This is a genomic window from Enterococcus malodoratus ATCC 43197 (assembly GCF_000407185.1).
Classification (GTDB): Bacteria; Bacillota; Bacilli; order Lactobacillales; family Enterococcaceae; genus Enterococcus_A; species Enterococcus_A malodoratus.
On sequence record NZ_KE136482.1, the window covers coordinates 616,383 to 639,889 of the forward strand.

Annotated in this window: 16 protein-coding genes and 1 pseudogene; 2 read left to right on the plus strand and 15 right to left on the minus strand. The window is 39.2% G+C overall.

What is annotated here, in order from left to right; all coding sequences use genetic code 11:
• Window positions 1-36: 36 nt before the first annotated feature.
• The 9 genes from I585_RS12805 to I585_RS12845 form a co-directional block, all read right to left on the minus strand.
• A complete protein-coding gene (locus I585_RS12805; RefSeq protein WP_010742212.1) occupies window positions 37-561 on the minus strand; it encodes a potassium-transporting ATPase subunit C in 525 nt (174 codons plus the stop codon).
• Window positions 562-577: 16 nt separating this feature from the next.
• On the minus strand, window positions 578-2,608 hold the full coding sequence (gene kdpB / locus I585_RS12810; RefSeq protein WP_010742213.1) for a potassium-transporting ATPase subunit KdpB: 2,031 nt from the start codon (window positions 2,606-2,608) through the stop codon (window positions 578-580).
• Between the two features lie 15 nt (window positions 2,609-2,623).
• Window positions 2,624-4,300, minus strand: a complete 1,677-nt coding sequence (kdpA, locus tag I585_RS12815; protein ID WP_010742214.1) for a potassium-transporting ATPase subunit KdpA — start codon at window positions 4,298-4,300, stop codon at window positions 2,624-2,626.
• A 225-nt stretch (window positions 4,301-4,525) separates the two neighbouring features.
• Entirely contained in the window at window positions 4,526-4,930 is a 405-nt protein-coding gene (locus I585_RS12820) for a pyridoxamine 5'-phosphate oxidase family protein (RefSeq protein ID WP_010742215.1), read from the minus strand.
• Between the two features lie 107 nt (window positions 4,931-5,037).
• Window positions 5,038-6,282: an MFS transporter gene (locus I585_RS12825; RefSeq protein ID WP_010742216.1), complete on the minus strand. Its 1,245-nt coding sequence runs from the start codon at window positions 6,280-6,282 to the stop codon at window positions 5,038-5,040.
• A 118-nt stretch (window positions 6,283-6,400) separates the two neighbouring features.
• Window positions 6,401-7,171 (minus strand): Cof-type HAD-IIB family hydrolase, encoded by a 771-nt coding sequence (locus tag I585_RS12830; protein WP_010742217.1) that lies wholly within the window; start codon window positions 7,169-7,171, stop codon window positions 6,401-6,403.
• Window positions 7,172-7,471: 300 nt separating this feature from the next.
• The gene (locus I585_RS12835) at window positions 7,472-13,645 is read right to left on the minus strand and encodes a SpaA isopeptide-forming pilin-related protein (protein WP_010742218.1); all 6,174 of its coding nucleotides are present in this window, start codon (window positions 13,643-13,645) and stop codon (window positions 7,472-7,474) included.
• 111 nt (window positions 13,646-13,756) lie between these two features.
• On the minus strand, window positions 13,757-15,295 hold the full coding sequence (locus I585_RS12840; protein WP_010742219.1) for an AcpB/EbpR/MafR family transcriptional regulator: 1,539 nt from the start codon (window positions 15,293-15,295) through the stop codon (window positions 13,757-13,759).
• 263 nt (window positions 15,296-15,558) lie between these two features.
• On the minus strand, window positions 15,559-16,542 hold the full coding sequence (locus I585_RS12845) for a helix-turn-helix domain-containing protein (protein ID WP_010742220.1): 984 nt from the start codon (window positions 16,540-16,542) through the stop codon (window positions 15,559-15,561).
• A gap of 113 nt (window positions 16,543-16,655) precedes the next feature.
• Between I585_RS12845 and I585_RS23675 the strand changes: the two genes are divergently transcribed.
• Both I585_RS23675 and I585_RS23680 read left to right on the plus strand, forming a co-directional pair.
• Window positions 16,656-17,012 (plus strand): hypothetical protein, encoded by a 357-nt coding sequence (locus I585_RS23675; protein ID WP_010742221.1) that lies wholly within the window; start codon window positions 16,656-16,658, stop codon window positions 17,010-17,012.
• A gap of 27 nt (window positions 17,013-17,039) precedes the next feature.
• A pseudogene (locus tag I585_RS23680) lies at window positions 17,040-17,270 on the plus strand (GNAT family N-acetyltransferase); the annotation flags it as partial.
• Between the two features lie 53 nt (window positions 17,271-17,323).
• Here I585_RS23680 and I585_RS12855 read toward each other — a convergent pair.
• The 6 genes from I585_RS12855 to I585_RS12880 all read right to left on the minus strand — a co-directional run bounded on the left by I585_RS12855 (window position 17,324) and on the right by I585_RS12880 (window position 23,497).
• On the minus strand, window positions 17,324-17,725 hold the full coding sequence (locus tag I585_RS12855; protein ID WP_010742223.1) for a VOC family protein: 402 nt from the start codon (window positions 17,723-17,725) through the stop codon (window positions 17,324-17,326).
• A gap of 199 nt (window positions 17,726-17,924) precedes the next feature.
• Entirely contained in the window at window positions 17,925-20,003 is a 2,079-nt protein-coding gene (locus I585_RS12860; protein WP_010742224.1) for a BglG family transcription antiterminator, read from the minus strand.
• 28 nt (window positions 20,004-20,031) lie between these two features.
• Window positions 20,032-20,649: a bifunctional 2-keto-4-hydroxyglutarate aldolase/2-keto-3-deoxy-6-phosphogluconate aldolase gene (locus tag I585_RS12865; protein ID WP_010742225.1), complete on the minus strand. Its 618-nt coding sequence runs from the start codon at window positions 20,647-20,649 to the stop codon at window positions 20,032-20,034.
• Window positions 20,646-21,545 carry a 4-hydroxy-tetrahydrodipicolinate synthase gene (dapA, locus tag I585_RS12870; protein ID WP_010742226.1) on the minus strand — a complete coding sequence of 300 codons (900 nt, stop codon included), beginning with the start codon at window positions 21,543-21,545 and terminating at the stop codon, window positions 20,646-20,648. Before dapA ends, I585_RS12865 begins: the two co-directional genes overlap by 4 nt.
• Window positions 21,542-22,165 (minus strand): SIS domain-containing protein, encoded by a 624-nt coding sequence (locus tag I585_RS12875; protein WP_010742227.1) that lies wholly within the window; start codon window positions 22,163-22,165, stop codon window positions 21,542-21,544. Before I585_RS12875 ends, dapA begins: the two co-directional genes overlap by 4 nt.
• 69 nt (window positions 22,166-22,234) lie before the next feature.
• A complete protein-coding gene (locus I585_RS12880; RefSeq protein ID WP_010742228.1) occupies window positions 22,235-23,497 on the minus strand; it encodes a PTS ascorbate transporter subunit IIC in 1,263 nt (420 codons plus the stop codon).
• Window positions 23,498-23,507: the final 10 nt, after the last annotated feature.

Sequence of the window (23,507 nt, forward strand, 5' to 3'; positions counted from 1 at the left end):
AATCCTATTAGATTAGTGAATTGCTGAATAGTCTACTTATAGTTTATCTAATGCAATGTTTAACTGCAAAACATTGACATATTGCCGATTGGAAAACCAATCCTTTTGAACGTTTTCTTCTATTACATTGTGAATTTTACTTTGCTTAATCCCGCGTTCCTTTGCGATTCGAGCAGCTTGAAATTTTGCGGCCGATAAACTGATATCAGGGTCTACACCACTGGCTGAAGCTGTCACTAAATCATTTGGAACTTTACTTTCGGTTGAATTCTTTGCTAATTCAGCTGCCGTACGCTTTTCAACTAGCCGTTTTTGTTCCGTCGAAACAGGTGATAGCTGACTAACCTTTTCGCTGCGGCCTGAGAAATATTTGTCCTGTTCAAAGTTCTGTCCAATGAGTTTTGAACCGACAACTTGATTGTTCACCGTCACTTGACTACCATTTGCTTGATTCGAAAAAAATAATTGGCCAATACCGGTAACGGCAATCGTATAAAGTCCGCCAAAGACGACCAAGCTCAGTAATAAAAATCGCAGACTGCCTAGAATACTTTTTTTCATCGTTCTTACTCCTTCTTTATAAAATGATCATTGAAAGTATTACGTCAATGAACTTGATAAAAATGAACGGTGCTATGATCCCACCAAGGCCATAGATCAGCAAATTGTGTCGCAAAATCTGACTGGCTGGCTTTTCTTGATACTTCACACCCTTTAGTGCTAGTGGAATTAACGCAACGATGACCACCGCGTTATAAATGACCGCCGATAAGATCGCAGTCAGTGGACTGCCCAATCCCATAATATTCAACCGATCCAATTGCGGATAAATACTGTAAAACAGTACTGGAATCACCGCAAAATATTTAGCGATATCGTTAGCGATACTGAAAGTTGTTAAAGCGCCGCGTGTCATTAATAGTTGTTTGCCGATTTGCACGACCTGTAAAAGTTTGGTTGGACTGGAATCCAAATCGATCATATTTCCCGCTTCTTTTGCTGCTTGTGTTCCAGTATTCATCGCCATCGCTACATCTGCTTGAGCCAAAGCGGGTGCATCATTTGTACCATCTCCGGTCATTGCGACCAAATGGCCCTTTTCCTGATAATCGCGGATTAGATTCATTTTATTTTCTGGTGTTGCTTCGGCTAGAAAATCATCCACGCCAGCTTCCGCCGCAATTGCTGCGGCGGTCAGTGGATTATCCCCGGTGATCATGATGGTCTTGATTCCCATCTTTCGCATATCAGCAAATTTTTCCTTTACGCCATTTTTTACGATATCCTTCAAATAAACAACGCCCATCACACGGTTATTCTTTACAACTACTAAAGGGGTACCACCTGCCCGCGCTATCTTAGCTACAAACTCATCACATTCTGGCGGGTAAGTTTCACCTTTAGATTGGACATAATTTTTCATCGTATCGGCAGCACCTTTGCGAATCTCATCTCCGCGATAATCAATTCCGCTCATTCGCGTCTTCGCACTAAAATCAATAAATTTTACTTCTGCTTGCTGGAATTCTCTTTCCCGCAAATTAAAACGTTCTTTCGCCAAAATCACGATACTGCGTCCTTCCGCTGTTTCATCTGCTAACGAAGAAAGTTGTGCCGCATCTGCAAGCTGTTCCTCACTGACACCATTGACTGGTAAAAATTCGCTTGCCCGGCGGTTTCCCAACGTAATGGTTCCTGTTTTGTCGAGTAAAAGAACATCTACGTCTCCTGCCGCCTCGATGGCCCGACCACTCATCGCGATCACGTTTTCTTTTGTCAAACGGCTCATACCAGCGATCCCAATGGAAGAAATCAAAGCGCCGATCGTTGTTGGTGCTAAACAAATCAATAGAGCAATCACGATAATCATTGATAACGCTTCGCCTTTGCCTGATAACTGACTGCTGAAATCGGTAAATGGCACTAAGGTAATCGATACGGTTAAGAAGATGATGGTCAAAGTGATCAAGAAAATTTGTAATCCGATCTCATTCGGCGTCTTTTTCCGCTGCGTTCCTTCTACCATAGCGATCATTTTATCTAAGAAAGATTGTCCATTTTCTGAGGTCACGCGAATCACTAAATAATCTGATACTACCGTCGTTCCGCCAGTGACTGCGCTGCGGTCTCCCCCGGATTCCCGAATAACTGGAGCAGATTCACCAGTGATCGCACTTTCATCAACCGAAGCCGCGCCTTCAATCACATCGCCATCCGCAGGAATCTGTTCTCCAGATTGGACATAAACCAAATCGTCGCGTTTTAAATCAGAAGAACGAATTTCTGTGAAATTTTCTTCCTTAATATCCTCTAAACGTTCAATTTTATAGGTCATGACTTCTTTTTTCGCTTGCTTCAAACTATCTGCCTGTGCTTTTCCACGACCTTCTGCAACAGCTTCAGCGAAATTCGCAAAAAGCAGAGTCAACCATAGAAAAACGGTTATCGAAATACTGAACCAGACAGGTACACGCATGGGGTAAAAACATAATATCGTTGTGATGATTGCTCCTAAATAAACAACGAACATCACAGGATTTTTGATTTGTTGGCGCGGGTCTAGTTTTTTAAAAGATTGTCCCACGGCCCATTGATAGATTTTCTTCATCTTTAATCACTCCATCTATTTCATCGTAAAGAACTCAGCCACTGGGCCAAGAGCCAATACTGGCAAGAAACTTAAGGCTCCAATTACCAAAATGACAATAAGCAGCATAGAAACAAAGGTTGCACTAACGGTAGATAATGTTCCTGAATTTAAAGCCGCTTTCTTTTTACCACCCATATTTTCTGCTAAGAACAGGATGGCAATAATCGGTAAATATCTTGAAACAGCCATCATTAAACTGCCGAGAACATTCAAGAAAGGCGTGTTTGCTAATAAACCGCCAAAGGCACTTCCGTTATTATTCGCTAACGAGGTCGCGCCATATAATAATTCACTGAACGCATGGGGTCCGCGATTAGTCAGCCAACTAAACACATCTGGATGCAAGACCAGTGCCATTGCACCAAAAAGAGTCAACATCAATGGCGTTAGGATCACAAGACTGGCCATCTTAATATCAAAGGCCTCGATTTTTTTGCCTAAATATTCTGGTGTTCGACCAACCAAAAGCCCAGCAATAAAGACGGCTAGTAGTAGGAATGCCAACATTCCGTATAGGCCGCTGCCCACTCCGCCAAAGATGATTTCTCCCAGCTGCATCAAGAACATTGGAATTGCTCCGCCAAGTGGGGTGAAACTATCCAGCATTGCATTCACTGAACCATTAGAAGCCGCGGTCGTTCCAACTGACCATAAGCTTGACCAGCCGACACCAAAACGAATTTCTTTCCCTTCCAGATTGGTTGAACCTAAGACATGTGCAAATTCTGGTCCATAGTATTCGCTAAAAGCCACTCCGACAAAAGCTAATAATAGGAAGAATAGTGAAACAATCATGATCGTCCGGCCTTGCTTCCAATCTTTGACCCAAAAACCAAAGGCAAAAATCAATGCAGCCGGAATCAATAGAATCGTGATGTTTTCTAAAAAGTTCGAGAACAACGTAGGATTTTCAAATGGATAAGCCGAATTTGCTCCAAAAAAGCCGCCACCATTTGTTCCAAGCTGTTTGATCGCCACTTGACTGGCTACCGGTCCTAAGTAAAGCCAAAGATTCTTTCCTTCAAGACCTTGATAAGCAACCCCTGAATTGAAGGATTGGACTGTTCCTTGCGAAACCAATAGAATGGCAAAAACAAATGCCAGCGGCAATAAAACATAAACCAAGCCGCGAGTTAAATCCTGCCAGAAATTGCCAAGGGCTTTCTTTTTCACTTGCGACAATCCGCGGAGTAAAGCGACTAAGACAGAAAGTCCTACACCTGCTGAAACAAAGTTTTGAACAGTTAAGCCAAACATTTGTGAGGCATTCGATAACGTTGTCTCACCGGCATAGGCCTGCCAGTTAGTATTCGTTACAAAGCTAACCGCCGTATTCAAGGCTAAGGACAGTGATAAATTTTTCACCGCAGCACCTCCTGGCAGCCAATGTTGTGTCATTAAAATAATAATCAACAATACCATAGAAGAGCAGCTCAGTAAGATGACATTTAAGGCATATCGTTTAGCCGACATTTCTTTCTTGCTGATTGGGCCAATTACTTTATAGAAAAATTTTTCCAGCGGTTGCAAAAAACGTACACCCCTTGGAGTATTTCCCTGCATAATTTCTTTGATATACCAGCCTAATGGCAGCGCCAATACTAATAAAATAAACAAGAAAAATAATCCTTGATAGATAACACTGCTCATAATTCTTCCCCCTTAAATAAAAACCAGAAAAGATAGATCATTACTAAGATCCCGATAATTCCCAAAATAATCGTCATTTCATTTCTCTCCTTTTTTCAAACCGGATATCAAAAAAGCGATCCAGTATCCTTTACTCTGTAAGCATAAAAAAAAAGACCTAAAGATAGTGTGAATCTTGCGATCATTTCTTTACACTATCTTTATATGGTCTTTTAATTTGATGGTTCAAAAAGGAGTCACTTGGAAATTTTGATAAAACTCTCCATGAGCGAAAGTAAACTTAAGCACTGTAAAATCCGATAATCCGCCGCCCTTCTCGTAATAAATTTGATAGTCCTCCTTCCAAAACGCAATCTTCTCACTTTCCTGCGATAATACCTGCATCTCTCCAATCAAGGTAATTCCTGTAAAAGTTGCGGCATCATAAAAATATAAGCAAGCTTTGGGATTATCTAAGAACTGCCGAACCTTATTTGAAGTGGTATTAGTATGAAGATATAAATAATTTTGATCAATTTTTATCGGTCTCAGCATCGCACGAATCATTGGATATCCCTCATCTGTGATTGACCCTAGAAAACATAGCTCCTGTTGTTCCACCAACTCAATCAATTCCTTTTCAAAACTCATATTATCACCTGTCCTTTTGTCCAGTATTTCAAACTATAAACGACATTACAATCATGAATATTATCAAAAAAAAACACGCCAGCCGTAATGACTGACATGCTTCCTGTTTAATCCTTGACTGTGTGAACGTCGCTTTCTTTGGTTTCTTTAAACATCATGAAGCAGACGCCAGAAATGATGAGAACTAAAAGACTAATGAAAAGCAATGGCATGAAAACGGTGGTGGTAGTATTTCTGAACAAAAGGCCCATCAATAATTGACCTAACGGCACCGCACATTGAGCGACCGCAATAATCGTTGCCATGACTTTACCAAGGTTTTCTTTCGGCGTAATTCGCTGAACGAGCGAGATCAAATAGATAGAGATTGCACTTAACATCATTCCAATGATGATCTCCATGACGATTATTACCATAAACCCTACACCTGCGCTGGTTGTACTTAATAAAATGTTCATAATCAGCAATAGAATCCCTGAGTAGGTGAACACGCGATAAAAATTACTGAATTTCAAATTCTTGGTTAATGGGCCGGCCAAAACGGCTCCCACGATACTGGATAAGCTGAAGACACCCATTCCTATCCCGTACATCGTGTCATTCACTTGCAGTATCATCCGAAGAATTACCGGTAATCCAACAATAAAGAAAGAAGTCATTACAAAGTTGATCGCCGCCGCAATGACAATTGATTTAAAGATAACTTGGTTGTTTTTTACCTCTTTAAAACCATCTTTCAAGTCAGCCGTTAAAATCTGCATAACTGTTCCTGGTGTCTTTTCGCGTTTTACAAACGGAATCTTCAAGAAGCTTTCGATGATCGCTGCAACTACGAAAAAGACAATACTGCTGGCCACCAGCATTTTTGCACCCATTAGTCCATAGAAGATTCCGCCTATGATCGGAGCAACAACATTTGATAATTGCAGGATTCCATTTGATATCCCATTGATTTTTTCCAGTTGATCTTCTTCCACCAACAAAGGAATACTGGCTCCGACTACGGGTGTATCAAAGCTGCCAACAATTGCTAAAACGAAAATCAAAATGCCGATACCAAGTACTGATTCAGAAGTCCCCACTACTAAAAACAGTAATACGGCAATAATTGCATTGGCTACATCCATCAAAACCATTAAAATTTTCCGATCAAAACGATCGGCGATTGCACCGCCAATCGGCGCAAATAATACTGGAATACTAGAAATTGCTAAAACAGTCGCAAATATATCTGCTCTGCCTGTTACATCCAAAACAAACAAAGACAATGCAAATCGTAATATAGCCCCGCCAAACACTGAAATAAATTGCCCCAACATCAAATAGATAATATTTTTTCGATTCCCTTTCACACTCTTTCCTACTTTCTTTTAATTGATACGTTTATCTTAACGAATTCTTAATATTAGAGCATCAGCCTTAAGTCTCATTATTCTCTAACACTTTAGCATAGCTTTACTCCATTTTTTACTAAGAAATCAACCCATGATGTTTGAGTCCTTCCACCACACCATTATTCGTTTTTGCCACATAACTTGCGCACGACTTCAATTGTTCTGTTCCATGCCGCATCGCGATACCGTGATCGACCAACTGAAACATGCTCAGGTCATTGTTCTGATCACCAAAGGCATACGTTTCAAGTTCGGAACCAGCCATCGATTTCAAAAGCTTTTGAATCGCTGTCCCCTTCGAAACATTTTTAGGCAAGACATCAATGGCCAATGGAGCAAAACGAACAGTATCTGCTACAGCCGCCAGTTCACCACTTATCCTCTCTTCTAACTCAGTATTAAGATACAGATTCATAAAACTAACCGGATTCGTTTGATAAAAGTCCGCCGCAATCGGCACATCATGAATTCCCATGTAGGTCACATGTTCCTTCACTACTTTTGAAAGATTTGTTACCGCGAAACCTTGCTGATTGAAGAAACCGGCCGAAAGTTTATTCTTGTTCGCAATGTTTAAAATTGTCTCGATTTCGTTATTAGAAAACCTTGCATTCAAAATGGTTTTACCCGCAAACTGAACATAGCAGCCATTGGATAGAACAAAATGCTCCGCTTCTAATAATGCCAATAACTCTTCCACTTCATAAAAACTGCGTCCAGTCGCGATAATCGGCAGGACTTCATTTTCTTTTAACTCTCTAAAGGCCGCAATTGTTTCTTCCTCCACCTGCAAACTCCCGCCTGAACACAACGTCCCATCCAAATCAAAAAACGCCAATTTCTTCATAAATACCATCCTTCCAAAATTTGAGTTGAATTTATTTAAAATGCACGAACGTTTCTCTGAGTACACAAAAAAAGGAAAGTCAGTGCATCACAAATACACTGAACCTTTCCCCTCGGATCTTTTCTATCATTAGGTGCCTTTTACATACGGTAAAAGATGAAGCCCTCGGTCGCAGTCCTCGTTTGAGCGGAACCCTAGCTCCAGTTTTCCAGTTCGAAATCAATCATACCATGTCTTATTTATAGGTGGCAATCGCAAAAAAGATCCAAGCAACAGAATCATTGCTTGGATCTTGGCTGATTATTTATTTTTTCTTCTAAAGTAGATTGTTCCAGCAATAACAATTGCGGCGATTCCAACTACTATTAACCACGAATTACGCGTATCATTGGTTTTCGGGTAACTTCCTGTTTGTGTTCCCGAAGCAGTTTTTGAATCACTTGAATGATTCGATGACGTCGGTGTTTTTGGAATCTCTTGATTCACGACTTTTCCGGCATCAACGATAGCGGGTTTATTTTCTTTTGAAGAGTCGATAGTAAATTTACGTTTTTCTTTATTGATCGTATAGCCTGTTGGAGCCTTGGTTTCTGTAAAGTAATACTCGCCTGGCGAAAGCTTATTCACCACAATCTGACCAGATTTATCAGAAGTGTACTCTCCGACTTGCTTACCGTCTGCATGATATAAATTGAAGACCGCATCGGCCAATGCTTTATCAGCTTGCGAAACTTTTTGTAATTTCACAGAACCTTGATAGTTGATAAAATCAGCTAGCGTGATCGTCTCAGGTTTTCCTGAAGCCTTCGCTGAAACTGTAAAGTCCACGACCTTTTTATTCAACAAATAGTTATTCGGCGCTTTATTTTCAATTAATTGATAGCTGCCAGGAATTAATCCAGTCGCAAAGATCTTTCCATCTTTGTCTGAGACAAGCTTCTCAGTTTCTTCTCCTGCTGAATTAAAAACTGTTTGAACATTGCCTTTTTTATCCTGAATTTCGAATTCGGCACCCTTCAAGGCTTTGCCGTCTTCATTTTTCTTAGTAACAGTCACAGAACCTTTATAGTTTAGGAAGTCTCCTAAGTTCACTTTATCAGGTTTACCTACTTGTCCAGTGATATCAAATGGATGAGGTTTCGTGTCTAAGATGTAACCCTTAGGTGCTTTGGTTTCAACTAGTACATAATGACCTTCTTTTAAACCTTGGAAGTAGATCTCCCCTTTTTCATCGGTAGTGATTGTGTCGATTTTTTTACTGTCACGATTTTTAACCGAAATTGGATTTCCTATTGGTTTATCCTGATCATCCGCCTCATAAACTTGATATTCAGCACCCTTCAAGGCTTCCTTATTTTCATTAACTTTACGACCGATAACGCCGGATTCATAATTTTCAAAATTCATATTATCAATATTAGGATCATGATCATCGTTTTCATTCACCACAAAATAGATCGGCTGTTTATTAATAATGTAGCCTGGTGCGGCTTTGGTTTCGACTAGTTTATATTCACCTGCACCTAGACCAGTTAGATTTAAGACTCCATCTTCAGGTGCTGTGATCTCTCTAACTTTTTGTTCCTCACCGTCTTTGATTTGATAAAGGTCGAATTCCGTTCCCGCAATCGAGCCGCCGTCTCCGACTTTTGTGATTTGAGCTTTTCCACGGAAGTTTTGGAAATCACCCAATTCTGCGATTCTTGGATCTCCATTCGCATGATCCGTTATTTCGATTTTGATCAAAGCCGGATTGATAACATAATCCGTTCCTTCTGTAACTTTCGGAGCCTTAGTTTCTTGATAATAGTAGGTCCCCGGTGCTAGATGATCAAAAACGACATGGCCCTCTTTATCACTAACTGCTTTTTGAATGACTTCTTTTTTGTCCTCTTTAAACAATGTGAATTCCGCTCCATCAAGTCCTTCGCCATCGGTATTTCGCTTAACGATTTCAAAGGCTCCCTGATAATTGATAAAGTCAGAAAGTTCGATTGTCGGTACTTCACCGTTGTTGGATGCCTTTACGGTGAATGAGATTTTTTTATCATTCAATAAATAGTTATCCGGTGCTTTTGTTTCAACAAAAGTGTACTTACCTGGTGCAAGATTGTCGACAGATACTTTTCCTTTTGCACCGGAAACAAGCGGCTGATCGTTGACTTTCTCCCCCTTCGAATTAAATAAATCGAATTCGGCACCATCTAACGTTTTTCCTTCATTATTTTTCTTAACAAAGCTGACAGAACCTTTGTAGTTAGTCAATTCTATCGGTTCGCCATTAGGTTGTGTCGTAACTGTTTTAGGCTTACCATGCGCACTTTCTACTATAGTAAATGGAATTTCTTTTGTATTAATTACGTAACCATCTGGAGCTTTTGTTTCGACAAAGGTATAATTTCCCGGTGCTAAACCTGAGACGGAAACTTTTCCTTTTTCATCAGAAACAAGCGGCTGGTCATTGACCTTTTTACCTGTAGAGTCGTGAACATCAAACTCCGCTCCAGCTAATGGATTTCCATCGCTGTCTTTTTTGATTAATTCTGCTTTTCCTTGATAATTTTTATATTTCACATGAATTGTTGGTACTTGATGATCACTATTCCGATAAACAAAGAACAGAACAGGATTTGTATTTAATACATAACCCGTTGGCGCTTCAATTTCAGTCAATCGATACGCGCCAACTGGCAGGCTCTCAATTTCCAGAATCCCCTCGCTATTTAGTCGATCAGGGTTCAACGCAACTGGTTCCCACAAAGCATGGCTAGGAGAAAGATTACTGAAACGCTCTAATTTGAAACGCGCTCCTAGTTTTATCTCGTCATTAAACTTGATAGGATTTCCGGCTTCATCTGTTTTTTGTAAAATCACCTTATTGCGTTCATTCGGAATCGTCAAAGGTACTGCGTCGGCAGTAGATGTCTTGTCATCGATTGTAATCCGCTGCCCATTAACTAAATCATCGGAAATAGTGAAGCCTTTCGGAGCTTCCGTCTCGATCAGCAAATATTCTCCATAAGGTAAATTACCAAAGGTTAATTGTCCCTCTTCATCCACCGTTCCTTCACGTAAAAGCTGAGTTTTAGTCGTATTCCAAAGCTGGAATTTTGCGCCGGCTAATTTTGTTTTTCCGTCAGCTTCAGTTTTTTGAATCATCAATTTACCTTTTTTACCTGAAGCCGATCCCCCGCTATGATTGATTTCAACGGTGACGTCCTTATCATCTCCACCTGAGATGGTTTGTTCATTATCTCCAGTAACAGTGATCTTATTCGAAACAGTATCCTTATTTCCACTTGCCGAAGAAGTAATGTAACTGCGGTATTCCAATTGATACGCCGTGTGGATCGTATCTGACAGTTTTATCGTTAAGACCTGTTTTCCTGTTTCGTTATCTGTCGTCACTTCAACGGTATAATCCTTGTTCAAAGTTAACGGTTTATCATAGTTTGGCGCAACCGTTCCATCTTCAGCAACAGTTGTTTCATACAACTTAATTGACTCATGATCGATGACTTGATTTTCAGAGGGTTCATCCTTGATCACTACATGCTCTAGTGTTGATTGAGAAGGATTAATAACTGCTTGCCAATTGACATAATCAGGGTCATTGCTGTCTTGTGCACCTGATTTTTGGACGTATTTCCCGCCATTTTTTATCCCGACTTCACCAATCACATCACGTTCATCGCCGTTATTTTCATATTGAGCGACATTGGTATATTGGTTAGAGCCTGCAATGATTTTTCCTTCAACTGATGTTTCAAATTCAATCAAATAAGTATTGGCAACATTGTCCGGAAAATCAATTTGAAGTGTCTGATCAATGGATGAACTCGGTTCAATCACCTTTTTCATCTCATCATTCACAACTTTTTCCGGTTGTTTTTTGACGACCGTTCCGTCATTTTTAACGTCCGCTTCATAGACCTTCACGGAGCCGTTCACATAATCTTGATTTTCCTTGATTTTATCAATTAATTGCGCATCTTTTAAAATATTGCGGCTATGGTTGACGGCCACAGTCCATGTAATATGCTTCGTTTGTGCATTATACTTCCCGCTTTTATGTGCATTTAATTGGAATGGATCATCTGGCTTAAAGTCTTTGTCATCATCTGAGGTGTGCTTCCCTCCGCTTTTGTCTTCCCAATCTGCCCGCATGTTGTTTTTGAAGCGATCTAGGTTTGGATTTGTAGGATCCAGTAAGCTCACATCGAAATTCGTACGGTAATTAATTTCTAATTCTGATTCAGTTGGATTGTATTGGTTTTTGAACGTAACCTTGAATCCTGTCTCAAAATTGCCTGATTCATCATTAACTAAGACTAAGTCATAATCTTCGCCAGGCACCAAGACCTTATTTTTGGTGACATCACGAATTTCAAAATCAGGTTTTAAATCATCTTTCACAGCCATAGATAAACCCGGGGTCGGTGAATAGGTATCTGTCAGGACCAAATTTTCCATGTAATAATTATTTTTATTGACGTTAATTCTCCAGCCAACTTTTTTATCGGCATAGTCAATATCCGTAATATCCTTAATCACATTTTGCTGCTGAGCGGTTCCTTTATCACCATCTGTTTGTCCTGTTCCAGTTGTCACGTTATTACTTACTTGAGTAGGGTCTGTAACGATACCGTTTACTTTTGTTTTGTATTCAACTCGAACGGCCTCGTCAACATCGTGTAAAAATCTGATCACAAACCCTTCGCCATCCGGATTGGGTTCTAAAACATAATCTTTGCCTTCTTCTAAAGGTGTCCCCTTTACTTCCTTACCTTTTTCGTCAAAAGTAATCGGGTAAAGTTTGATCGAACCATCAACTAAATCCATATTTTTACTGATCGTATCTGTAATAACCGCTTGATCTTTAGCGATTTTCTTTTCATTATAATTGTATTTGATTGCCCAGCTGAATTCTTGATTGGTTGGATCGTATCCTTCCATATTTTTTTCAACCGGTTTTCCAAAATTATTGGTGACAGTGGCCTTAGCATCCAGACCGTCTTCGTCGTTTTTATCTGTTAATGTGGCGGTATTGGTGAAGCTGATCTTGCCGCCTTCTTCTGGTTTAGCTGAATCATTGATATCCGTTTGATAAACTAAACGATAAGCTTTATTGGTTTCTCCAAGAATGGTCACATTACCATTCTTATCGACGGTATACTCACTAGGGTCCAATTCACGACCGACCTCTTTTACTGTCCCGTCCAAGTTCATCACCAATTCTGTAACCTTGACTGATTTGTAGTCAATTCCAGAAGGCCATTTTTCAGTAATCGTCGGATCTTCTAGATGATTCATCGATTGGTTAAAATCAACCGTCCATTCAACACTGCTCGGATTTGGCGTGCGGTCAAAATGACCCTTTTTATCAATCGATTGCTCTGTGTCTGGTCGAATCTCCACATTGACTGGCGGTAAATCATCTTCCACCGGATAATGAATCGTAATGTCGCCAGGACCTTCTATATGGTCTTTACGAAATTCTGTGTCAAAGAAAAAATACCCTTCGATATCACTTTGGTTTTTAACCTCTTCGGTGAATTCAAAGCGAATATTTCCTTCTTCGTCAATCGTATATTTCGCATATACTTCTCCAGCTTCATTTTTCAGTTCTCCGCTTAACGGTTGTTTAGGTTTTAATTCCCCTGGCAATTTGAAATCAAAATAATCTCCCGGCTCAATCTGCTGGCGAACATCTTCCGGAATACTCCATGTATAAGAAATTCGTACATTCGTATCAGCCGTTACCGGTGGTTCGGCAACATTGCCGTTCTCGTCCAGATAGACAATATTCGACCCCGTAATGATCGTGCCTGTACCGTTGGGGAAATACTCGCGAATATCAGTTGGTCCTTCTGCACGTTGCACTGCTTTTTTATCAGTCGATTCCTTCTGAGTTTCACTCGTCTTAGACTCTTCTGTTGAATTCACTGCTTCACTATTTTTTTCTGACTCAGTCGAACTCTCCGTACTTGCTTCTTCACTCGCAGATGTTTGCTCAGTTTCGCTTTGCGGGGATTCTGTTTGTTCTGTCGAATCTGGCTCACTAATTTCAAAAGTATAGGAAAGTTTTTGTTGTTCGTAGGTTACATCAACTGACGGTACCTTAGTTGTATCCGCTAAAGTTAGATGAATGACTCCCTCACCACTTTTCGTTAACGGGACCGTGAGAATCTGACGATTTTTAACTTCTAATTTTGTTGACTGTCCATCTTGTTCAAAAATGGCTTCTTCAACAATTGCTTCAGAGATATTGAGCGCTGCTGTGCCTTCTCCAGCAGCTGTTTCAATTTTTACATCAACTTGATTTTCTGTTTGCCCTTTCGTAATCTCTTCTAATTTCACAGCTGGCTCTGGGACTGTTTCCGCCAACGCCATCAAAGGGGCCAAAGAATTTAGTAAGATCACTAAAGTCATCAGGCTATAAATAATCTTTTCCAAAAATTTTTTCTCTAACATGTGTGCACCTCTCATATCCATTTTCAAAAAAACGATCATTTTAAGTTATACCAGATTTTCTTTTCATGTAATTTTCAAAAAGTGCACTGTCCAAGTTTCATTTTTGGAACTTTAGTTTGATTCGTCTTGTTTTTTTGTTGCGACCTGCTCCAAAACTTCATTGATCCGTTCAAGGTCATTCATTAATAAACTTTTTCCCACTACAACAATCTGAGCTTCTGGATAAACGCTTGTCATGTCTTTCAATGTAGACGTCGTTAGTAAAATGTCCACATTGGTTTCAGTTGTCTCAAAAACATCATTGATGGATAGATTGTAAAGATAATTAAAGTATCCAGAAAGCTGACGAATAAAATTTTTCGTCATTAAACTAGGCATATCACTTTCTACCAAAATCGAAATTGGAACCTCATACCGGCATGGATCGGCTAAAAATAGAATGTTTTTCAAATAAGGAATCAGTAAAAAATCAAGCTCTAGAAAGATGGGATTCGCCGATTCCTCATATAAACGTTCAACGAATGCACGTGTTTTCTTAATTAACTGAGGATAGCGCTCTTTGAAGATAGCCTTGTACGTATTTCCCGTCATGTCTGTATTAAATCCTTTAAAATATTTTGCAAAGAAATGAGCGCTTAGTATGTAAGAACGAAAACGCCACAAATCCTCCTCTTTAATAGGAAAGAATTCTTTTTGAAATCTAGTCACCATCAATTCCGTCGCAGCGTAAATCTGTGTCTGTTGTGCTGCTTGCTGCCGCATCAACTCATCCACAAGCGGTTCTTTAAAAACATCAATTGTTTTAGACATAGACACCCACACTAAAAAGAAGAAAGGAATCTCTGAGTCTCTTGTATTAATTACTCCATGCTCACTGGTCATGATTTCTTTAAAGCCGGAGTATAACGTGTTTGTCGTGATTTGGTCTTCTAAGGGTTGAGGCATTTTTAAAATATGACCTTTTCTAGTTCGAATAATCGCTTCCGCAAAAATATATGCGAGCTGTTTCTTATAGGCGTAGGGAATGTTCGGATAAACCGTAAATCCACTATCAAGCATATGATCAACAAACTGTTCGACTCGTTCTTCATCGATGTGTGGGAATGGCCAGCTATTTCCCCGATAGATACTCCAAAAAAAGATCACTAAAAACATTCGAATCTGATATTCCTCGCCTATCAGCTGAAAACTTTCACGGCTGATCTCAATCCCATAGCGATCCAACAACGGTTGGACTTTGCTCAGGTCCCTTCGGACGGTAGACTCACTGATAAAATATTTCAAAGCATAATGCCGAACATTCTCAAACTCATCCGTTATCAATGCTTCAAGCAGCTTGACGGTTGAACACTCTTTCACGATTTCAGTGACTAGCTGGTATACATCGGCGTCCCTTTTTATGAAAAGCCGGACTCCTTTTCCTTTAGACAATTGAAAAGAAAATTGACTAGTATTTAAGTTCTCAATTTTTTCCTGCAACTCATTAAGTACACCCACAGTTGTGTGCTTGCTGATTCCTAACGAGTCACTTATCCATTGTCTGCTCACCCAACGCCCATTGGTTTTGCTCAGCAGCAAAACCATTCTTCGTTGAAGAAATGTCCCGCGATCAAATAACTCTTCAAAAAAATCTTTTTTTCTTGCTTTCATCTGCTCATCCCTTTTTTATTGCAACGATTTCATCTTATTAAGGATAATAAAAATTTTAGAAAAGCGACATTTTAATGCTCACTTTTAATCTATTATTCTAATTTTCGAAGATAATGAATTAAAGAAAATTCATTTTATTTTAATTTCCGAGCCTTTTTACAAAAAAAGATACACCCGGTAAATGGGTGCATCTTGAAATACAAACGTTTTTATAGTTAATTTTTCCCTTAATCATAAAGTCAGCAGAAAATTGCCACACTATTTTAGGAAAAAATGAAGCCGTCATTGAGATTCTCACGATTCGTCAAAATTGCCTGAAGCATATTTTCATACATTATCTGCAATGCCGGCTGCTTCAATATGCGAAAAATCGAAATCGCCTGCTCACAGCTTCGCTTCCCAGCAGTGATTGAACCTGAAACAATCCTCAACCATCCTTGATAAAAAAGCAGTTTTGTACTATTTAATAAGTCTCCTTGATCGTGAAGCAAGGATTCCGTTTCCTCTAATACTTCTCTCGCCCAAGGCAATTTCCGGAAATTGATGAACGTCGCGCAAGTGCCAAACAATAACTCAAATTTCATCCGTTGCATTAACTGTACACCAGCTTCTTTTTGAGTTCGTGAAACGGCCGTCCGTAATAACTGATGAACAGTCGACACCGGAAAGCTGAATTGAAAAAAGCGAAAGAGCAAGACTTCAAATACACCCCAGTTATCAACACTATATAAATGATTCACTACGGGCGCTGATAATGTTTGAAGTTTAGCGAATAAAGCGTCCACATTTACTTCTATTCCTTGATCTCGTTCATCATTCAATTGATAACTTAAACTCAATAATTGACATAAGATTTTTAAAAATTCTTCACTTTGCGTTTCTCCCTGAATCATCTTCTTCAGCTCATTCAACTGATTGATACCTTCCGCAAAATTTCGAGATTGATTCACTTCGTCATTATATTTAAAGATTTGATTCAAGTAGAACGTAAACTTGCCGGTCATGAAAAACGGCCGATCGGATAGATAATCGTATATTCCGACATTATCATTTTTTGCTCGCAAGTAAAGAAACTCTTCTAATGTTACATTGATTCTTTCCAATAAATGTTCGAGCCGGTGAAAACTAATATTCGAAAGTCCATTTTCAAATTTACTGATAAAAGAAAGACTGTTTACCTCATCTGATACGTCTCCCATACTCATCCTGCGGTCTTTTCTTAATTGACGAAAAATTTCACCTTCCATAATTGTCCTCGCTTCTTTCCAATCGATTAATTCCTCTATAGTGTAATTTTTGATTTCTTCCAGTGTAAGTTATCTATACTAAATGAACAAGTAATAAATTGAGGAGTGATCTTATGAGAAATGCCACAATCGCCGATTTACCAGAAATTGTTGATTTTATTTATGACCAATTTTCACCGCTTGAACATTTTATTTTTTTATCCGAAGACCTCACTGATTCTGAAACGGTACTGAGAAAGTTCGTTCAGGCAGAAGTTTCACTATTTCTAAGGTATGGGGAGCTCAGAGTATGCGGTTATCCAATTCATGGACTCATCAGCAGTATTCCATCAAAAAAGTTCACTCTGTTTCACCAAATGATCTATTCCCTGCCGTCTAGAAAACTTTTAAAAGAAATATCAAAAGACGATCGAAAAAGGCTATTAGAACAAAACAAATTTATCGCAGAGATTCATTCACCCATCGCTTGACATAAAAAACATTCAAAAAACAGTCATTACATCTCAATGATTGCTGTTGCAAAAGAGGCTAGAGGAACTGGCGTCTTGCGAAAAATGCTGACAACAGTCATAGATGAGTGTCAAAAGGAGAATAAAGATATTGTGTTAGAAACAATGACCGAAGCGAATGTTCCAATCTATCAGCACTTTGGTTTTGAATTGATCGAGTATCATACAAGCCCGAATGTTCCATTCGCCGAATACTGTTTCATTAAACGACCAAACTAAAAAAGATAAGCAGCCGCTCTTCCGAACGGCCGCCTATCTTTTTATTTCAGTTTTTAAGGCATTTCCATCCAAACAGGTTCAAATTGATTTCCATCAAGATCCAATACTTCTAAACTAAACATCTGATCCTCAGGAATCCCCATATCGACCGTAAAATAATCGCCGCCATTAGCTCTGGCCGCTTCCGCAATTTCTCTGACAACATCTGGGCTCTCTACCGAAAAGGCCGTTAATGATCCGCTCTTAGTTTTCGTATCCGCAATCTCTTTATCTTTTAAAAACAATCCATAAAATTCATAATCTAATACCATAATCCAAAAAGTATCGTCCCAGACCATTGAACTAGAATGCTCGTTGGAGAAATCTTCATTCTTCTTAAATCCCAACTTTTCATAAAACTCTGTGGAGGCTTTTACATCTTTTACAGGAAAATTAGTAAATACTATCGTTGACATATTATTCACTCCAATCAAATTTTCTTATATTATGCAAGATTCGCAATACTAAAACAAAGAAAACGCTTGTATAAAATGTAACGAAATGATTTATTTGTCCTATTTCCCGAAAATCAGCTGGTCACAATTTTCACAGGATTCCTCTTATTCATTCGAAGTAATCTTTCAAAAAAATTAAAAATAGAGGTTTTTTATTTTACTAGAGAAAATCCGTAATCCATTGATATGCCTCTTCCGAAGATTGGACGGAATCTAACATTTCAAAGAAATCAGATTGATCGATCAATGTGACAAGTTCAGCTAATGCGGTCAAATGTTTTCGATTATCCACCGCAGCAAGAGTAAAGATGTATTTCATGGGAGTTTTCCCTAGAATTTTAATCGGATTCTTTAACACAGTAATTCCTAATCCGACTTTTTCCGCACCATCTTCAGGTCGCGCATGAGGCAACGCCACCAAATCAGAAATAACCATATATGGTCCTTCCTCAAAGGTCGTTTGAATAATCTTATCGATGTAACGACGACTGACAATTTCTGACTCGATTAATGGTGTTGCTGCGACATAAAAAGCCTCTTCCCAACTATTGGTTGAAAGATTCAGCTGAATGAACGCCGGTGAAAGAATATCAGTCAAGCTCAAATCGTTGTCTTCATCTTGTGAGCTTCTATTTCTTTTACGGCTCAGGGGTTTAGGCTGACGAATCTCCTTCATCAATTCTTTTCTCAAACCATTTTCGTCACGCACATCGGCATACTTATTTATTATCGACAAGAACACCTCAAAAGAAGACTCGTTTGAGAAATTCCTTACCCCATTTTGAACTTCTAAGACTAAGCCGTATTTCTCATCGATTGACATAATAGGATTTACTGTATAAACGGGTTTTTTTAATGAATAAAGGCGCATATTCGGAACAGTCGTGAAGATCATGTCATAATCTTGCTTTTTATGATAAATTTCATTCGTTTCAATTGGACCAATAAAAATCATTTCTGGAAAAAGATTTTTTAATTCATTATAAATAATTGCAGAACTACCGATCCCGTTCGGACATACGATGATACCGACTTTTCGTTTGACCTGATATTCATCATTATCATTTATTAATGAGGCGAAATGCATCGTTAAAAAGGATATTTCTTCGTCTGGGATCAAAGTTCCAAATAGATTTGCGATTGGCTTCATTGTTTCTTTCACGATTTGAAATAGATCGGGATATTCTTTTATAATCTTTTCATTTAATGGATTAATAATCGGCAGATTGAAAAACAACCGATAGTAGGCCGGTCGAAAATGACTATACAATTGTTTTCTTACGCCGGCCTTTTCTTTGAAACGAATACCAGATAGTTGTTCAAAGCGATCGAATATCCGCTCAACTAGCTCATTAATAATCGAATAATCTGGTGTTTTTTCATCCGCATTGCCAATGGCCATTCCCAACATCCAACCGCATATATATAGGTTGGCATATTTACTTTCCACTGAAAATTTCTCAAGTAAGCTTTGGGAGAAAACGTATTCTTTGGTTTGATAAAATGTCTGGAAATTATAGCGATCATAAAATTCTGACCATTCTTTCGTTAATCGCGGCAATAAAAAAATCAGCATGTAGCTAAATTCAAGGAGCCGATTCTCCACTAATACAATGGAGTAGCGTTCCAGCTCCATCGCGATCTGTTGAAACATCTTGTCCTTTTCGATCGAACTTTCATTAAAGAGAAAATAATCCCAAAGGAAACTGCCATTGTCGGATCGTAAATCCTCTAAAACCAGTTTCATTAATTGATAGCGTAAGACAGATTCATCACCGGACAAGGAGTAACCATTCTTTCGATCATAGTTTATTTCTACACCAATAGTTTCCAGCTCTTTTTCCACTTTTTTTAGGTCATTGATAAAGGTAGTCTTTCCAATATCCAACACCTCTAAAAAATGATTAACCGACAAATAGTCTTCACAATGATAAAACAGCATTAAATAAATATATTTTTTTCGTTCCTCTATATCCATTTCATAATGATGATAGACCTGATCACCAGAAAAAAACTCAACAAGAAACAAACGTCCAATATCTGATAGGTGATAATAATTTCCATCAAACCAGACAGGAGGTAATGCCTCATCAACCAACCATTCGTTGACTTTTGTGATTACATAGTCGATTTGAACCTTTGACAGTCTCAATTGACCCATCAAATTTTTTTGAGAAATAACAGGCTTCTCAATCAGTTTTATTAATACATGTTTAGTTCTCTGATCGATTTTCTGCATATCATTTCCTCCTGTCTATATTTTAGTATTACCCAATTTTTTGGCGTAATGTTCGCGCATTTTCGGCAATTTCTTCTTTTGTTCCTTTTGATAACAGCGTACCGATTCCCATACAATCGACACCGGCTTCTAGCCACTCATCGATATTGTCTACCGTAACACCGCCTGAAGACAATACTGGAACTTGAGGCATAGGTGTTTTAATAGTAGAAACAACTTTGGGACCAATGAAAGATGAGGTTGGGAATGCTTTGACCATGTCCGCCCCAGCCTCAAGCGCCTCGACAATTTCTGACATGGAAGTACAGCCAGGCATATATGGAATTTGATAACGATTGCACAATTTGGCAACATCCTTATTGAAGTTCGGCGCTATAATGAACTCAGCTCCTTTTAATAGTGCGTGACGAGCAGTCTCACTGTCAAGTACTGTTCCAGCACCAATGACAATTCTGTCCTGATATATTTTCTTTAATTGCTCAATAATATCTCCGGCATTTTTATTGGTATAACTTATTTCCAAGCATGATATCTCTCCCGTAAGACAGCCGTCCACAATCTCCTGCGCACGTTCGATCGTCTCCACTCGGATGATTGCCATTAATTTTTCTTGATAAATTCGAGTTAACGTGGTTAATTTTTTCATGACAGCTTTTCGATCCCTTCTATTCCCTTATATTGTTCCAATATGTTACGAATCTCAGCATCTAATTCTGGAGATACCACTCTGACTGGGCTTTTCGGTGCACCCACGGGAATCCCTAATAGACCTAAGCTATATTTCAAAACACTTGGAACTGTAGCTAATTTTAAAACTCCGCGAAAAGCATTAATGCTTTCCTGAAGCAACTCAGCTTTTTCTAAATTATTTTCTAGATAGGCCTGATAAATGCCTAAATCGGTTTTTGTTAAAATATTGGAGGTTGCAGCTACCGCGCCATCTGCGCCCTTTTTCAATGCTGAAAGAATCAAGGAATCAGAACCGACCAAGACTGAAAAATCTTCTCGATCATTCACATCCAAATACATTTGAATATTTTCTATTTCTCCACTGCTGTCCTTGATTCCGATAATTTGCGGAACTTTGACTAGTTCTTTAAAAACCGACTCGCTAATCGAAATTTTGGTATTCGCTGGAATATTGTAAAGGATGATCGGCAAATCTGTATTCGCGGCAATCGTTTGATAATGCTGAATCAGCTCCTGATCGCTCACTTTGATCAAATAAGGAGTAATTATTGAGACGGCATCTACGCCAAGTTCGGTAAACTTGTTTGTCAACTTGATAACCGCATCTGTAGAGACTCCGCCGGATCCGGCAAAAACAGGAACACGACCAGCTGTTTCATCAACAACTATTCTGACCAATGCTAACTTTTCTTCCTCGCTAAGTGCGTAAAACTCGCCATTTGTTCCCAGTATAAATAATCCATGAATACCGCTATCGATCAATTTATTGACCAGCTTACGCGTCGCTTTTTCATCGATGCCATTTTCTAACAGCGGTGTGACCATTGCTGTGACGATTCCTTTGATTTTCATTGTGTGCCAACTTCTTTCAAATTTTTGATTGATTCGCCTAAAGCACCACCTGGATGCCATTGGTAATACTTGTCCAGATCCAACTGCTCCTCTTGCTGCAATAAAATCGAAAGACATTGTAGTACTATGATTTCCGCAATAATCGAGATTCTCGGTGGTTTATTCAAATCATCACCTTCCTGATTAACTCCAGCTAGAAGAAAAACTGTTGAATGGTCCTTTAACCAAGAATTCTCTCCTCCACTGACGCCAATGATTTTTGCACCCAGTCGTTTCAATGATTCCACAGTTCGCTTTAGCTCTTCTGTTTGTCCGCTATTTGAAATTGCGATAACAACATCTCCCGGAATCACTTGACCAGCAGAACCGTGGATTGCTTCTGTTGTATCTAAGTAATATGTGGGCGTCCCAACAGATGAGTTTAAGGCAGCAATGTATTCCGCCACATGACTTGGTTTTCCAACGCCAGTAATATGAACCCGCCCATGATTTCTTTTTGACTCTGAAATTACTTCACAGGCCTCGACAACTTTCTCCTTATCTAAACGATTGATATAGTCATTGATTTCAGGTTGAAGGACTTCGATGTATGCTTCTAATTTGTTTGTAGTGATCCCCATTTTATTGACCTCTCCTCTTTTGAAAACAGACTTAACAGATTGCTGCTAAGTCTGTTAAGTCCGAAAATTTTAAATGCCAAAGACTGACAGTATCTTGTCTAACAATATTCCCATAACGTTGTAGTCGATATTTGGGAAGGTAGAACCTTCGATACCTAATGTTCCATATAACGGGTAAAGGACCGTCGGCAGAAAAGCTAATAACAGACCGATAACAAATGACCCAACGACGGCTCCACGCCATCCGCCAGTAGAGTTTCCGAAAACACCCGCGGTCCCTCCAGAGAAGAAACAAATGTGAGCAGCCGGAATAATGACTACCGGAAACTTAAGAGCTACCATGATAAATACACCGATCAATCCTGCAGCGTAAGAAGATAAGAAGCCAACGATTACTGCTGTAGGTGCGAATGGGAAAACGGTCGGCACATCTAATGCGGGACGAGAATTCGGAATAAATTTTTCAGAAATCGAAACAAATGCTGCTGTGATCTCTGCTAAGAACATCCGTACACCTGTCATCAGAATTGACATACCGGCAGTAAAGGTAAATGCCTGAACGAATGGGAAAACCAGCCAATGTTGCGTGCCAGCTAATTCCTCCACGGCAGGACGCCCTGCTTTTAACGCTGAGACATAAAATAGAATCAGCATGACCACTGAAACACCCATTAAGAAATCGCGGAAAAAAGACAACCATTTAGGAAAATTGATATGCTCTGTCGTTTTATCTTTGTGTTTACTAAACAACATGCCAATATAGCCTGACAATGCATAACCAATCATATTGAAATGCCCAATCGCTGTTGTATCACTATTTGTAATTTTGCGCATAAATGGCTGGCATAATTCTGGCAATGCTGCCGAGAAGAAGCCTAATAATAACCCGCCAATAACAATTGCTGGAATATCCGCTACGTGATGCGCCTTTAAAATCAAAGAAAGCACACAAGCGAAAAATAAACTATGCCCTGTTGTAAAGAAAATGTTTTTAAACGGTGTAATTCTGGCGATCACAAGGTTCATGACAAAACCAACGATCAAGGTACAACTTGTAACAAAGGCAAACTCGGTTTGAGCCAGTGCGGTTGCCGCTTCAGGTGAAGCGACGACTCCTTGAATATGAAAGCCCGTTTGGAACAATTGGTTGAAGTTTTGCAAAGCGCCCGTCATAATCGACCCGCCGGCGCTGAAAACTAAGAATCCGATAATTGTTTTAAAGGTTCCCGTAAGTACCTCTGTCCCGCTTTTCTTTTGTGCCACTAAACCAATCAATGCTACCATCCCTAGCATGACTGCTGGTGTACTCAAGAAACTGATCAAAAAATCCATTTTTATTTCC